Genomic DNA, 2,617 nt, shown 5'->3' on the forward strand with positions numbered 1-2,617 from the left:
TGCGGATTCCGACGTGAAGCCGGCCGCCATTCGGATCAAAGACCGGCCACCATTCCGATTTGAAGCCGGCCACCGTTCCAATCAAAAGCCGGCCAGTTTTCGGCACTGAAGATTACCTCCTGGGTCAGCAACTTTGGCATCAATCACCTTGCCATGAACGGGGACATTTTGATGGCAAAGAGAAGGCTGACCATGAGACAATTGAGACAAATGCTGCGGCTTGCCGGAAGCGGGACGAGCTCCCGCGAGATTGCGGTCGTATTGGGGATAGCGCGCAGTACGGTGCAGGATAATTTGCAGCGTGCAGCCGCGGTTGGATTGAGCTGGCCCTTGCCGGGCGAGCTGACCGACGATGCGCTTGAGCACAAGCTCTTCAGTCGCAACGGCGTCAAACAGGGCACGCGACGACGCACGGAACCGAACTGGCCCGATCTTGCGGTCGAGCTCAAGAAGCCCGGCGTCACCTTGCTCATCCTGTGGGAGGAGTATCGTGGGTCGCATCCCGACGGTTACGGCTATAGTCGCTTTTGTGAACTTCTAAGGGGATTTAAGCAGCGACTGTCACCGACGATGCGCCAGGAGCATGCGGCCGGCGACAAGGTCTTCGTGGATTATTCCGGCAAAAAGATTCCGATTGTCGATCGCAAGACCGGTGAGATCCGCGAGGCGGAGATCTTCGTGGCGGTGCTGGGTGCGTCCAGCTACACCTTTGCCGAGGCCACCTGGACGCAAACGCTCCCCGACTGGATTGGCTCGCATGTCCGGATGTTTCGTTTTTTTCATGGCGTTCCCAGACTCGTCATTCCCGACAATCTGAAGTCTGGCGTCAGTCGAGCCAGTTTCTACGATCCCGAGATCAACCGCAGCTACGGCATGATGGCTTGCCACTATGGCGTCGGCGTTCTTCCGGCACGGCCAAGAAAGCCCCGGGATAAATCGAAAGTGGAGAATGGAGTGCGTTTCGCCCAGTCCTGCATTTTGGGGCGTCTGCGCAATCAGACCTTCTTCTCGCTTGCTGAAGCCAATGCCGCCATTACCCAGGCGCTCGATCGCATCAACGACCACGTCATGCGCCGGCTGGGCGTCAGTCGCCGGCAGCTCTTCGAGACCGTCGAGCGCCCGGCTTTGGCCAGTCTTCCACTGGAGGATTACGAGTTTGCCGAATGGCGTTTGGCCCGCGTCTCGACGGATTATCATGTCGAGTTCAAGACCTTCTTTTATTCCGTGCCCCACAGCCTCATTCGTCAGCAGGTCGATCTGAGAGCAACGGCGCGCACCATCGAGATCTTCCACCGCGGCAAGCGCGTCGCGGTGCATCAGCGCCGCTATGGAGGTCCTCGCCATGGAACCGATCCGGATCACATGCCCAGTTCCCACCGGCGCTATGCCGAATGGACGCCGGAGCGCTTTCGCCGCTGCCACCTCGATCGGGCCGCAAACCCGAAGGTCTGGTCATCGCAATTCTCGCCAGCCGTCCGCATCCCGAGCAGGGCTTTCGAACATGTCTGGGCATCCTACGCCTGTTTCGGGACATCGATCGCAATCGGGCCGAAGCCGTGTCAGCCCGCGCTGTCGAGATCGGTGGCCTGAACTGCAAGAGCATTGCTTCGCTCATCGCCAACCACAAAGCCGCACGCCATTCCACCGAACCAACCGCCATCGTCGATCACGCCAATCTGCGTGGCCCTGATTACTTTCATTGAGGAGATCCACCCATGCTGATCAATCCCACCATCGACATGCTGCGAGAGCTCGGCCTTTACGGCATGGCAACCGCTTTCCAGGAACTCGACGCACAGTCCGAAGTGCGCGGCCTCGAGCATGGCGAATGGCTTGCCATGCTGCTCGACGCGAGGCGACCATGCGCCGCCAGAAGCGTTGAGGCTCGCGCCAGGGCTGCCAAGCTTCGCCATGACGCGCAGATCGAGAATGCCGACTTCCGCGCCGCACGCGGCCTCCACCGCAATATGTTCATGGCGCTTGCCGGCTGCCCTGGATCAGAAAGCATCACGGTCTTCTTGTCACCGGGCCAGCCGGCGTCGGCAAAAGCTGGCTTGCCTGCGCTCTTGGCCACCAGGCCTGCCGCGAAGACTTCTCAGTCGCCTACCACCGGGTTCCCCGGCTGTTCGCCGCCCTCGCGCTTGCAAGAGGCGACGGGCGATACGGCAGGATCCTCAAATCTCTTGCCAGGACCGACCTGCTGATCCTCGATGACTGGGGACCTGAAAAACTCAATGACGACCAACGCCGCGATCTCCTGGAGATCATTGAGGATCGCTACGAACGACGCTCAACCATCGTCACAAAGTCAGGTGCCCGTGGATCGCTGGTGGGAAATTATTGCAAACCCAACTTTGGCCGACGCCATCCTGGATCGCCTCGTTCACAACGCCTATCGCATCGATCTCACCGGTGAAAGCATGCGAAAACAGGGCCCGCCGATCGTCCCCGAAAACACCGAAGCTTGACCTGAAACAAAACCCAACCCAAACATCAACGAGACCCAGGATCAGACCGAAAACTGGCCGCCTTCAAATCGGAATGGTGGCCGGAATGAAATCGGAATGACTGGCCGGCTTCAAATCGGAATCGGTGGCCGGCTTCATCGGAATACGCA

1 protein-coding gene and 2 pseudogenes are annotated in these 2,617 nt (G+C 59.4%); all 3 read left to right on the forward strand.

Translation table 11 applies throughout. From position 1 onward, the window contains the following. The first annotated feature begins 192 nt into the window (after nt 1-192). The 3 genes and pseudogenes from istA (at nt 193) to NKI99_RS33955 (ending at nt 2,468) form a co-directional block, all read left to right on the forward strand. Nucleotides 193-1,703 (forward strand): annotated as a pseudogene (gene istA / locus NKI99_RS33585) (IS21 family transposase). A 63-nt stretch (nt 1,704-1,766) separates the two neighbouring features. Beyond that, nucleotides 1,767-2,245 (forward strand): annotated as a pseudogene (locus NKI99_RS33950) (ATP-binding protein); the annotation flags it as partial. After that, nucleotides 2,235-2,468 (forward strand): ATP-binding protein, encoded by a 234-nt coding sequence (locus tag NKI99_RS33955; protein WP_502905571.1) that lies wholly within the window; start codon nt 2,235-2,237, stop codon nt 2,466-2,468. The pseudogene NKI99_RS33950 and the gene NKI99_RS33955, both read left to right, overlap by 11 nt. Nucleotides 2,469-2,617 lie beyond the last annotated feature (149 nt).

This window comes from Mesorhizobium sp. M0239 (genome assembly GCF_040321815.1).
Lineage (GTDB): Bacteria > Pseudomonadota > Alphaproteobacteria > Rhizobiales > Rhizobiaceae > Mesorhizobium.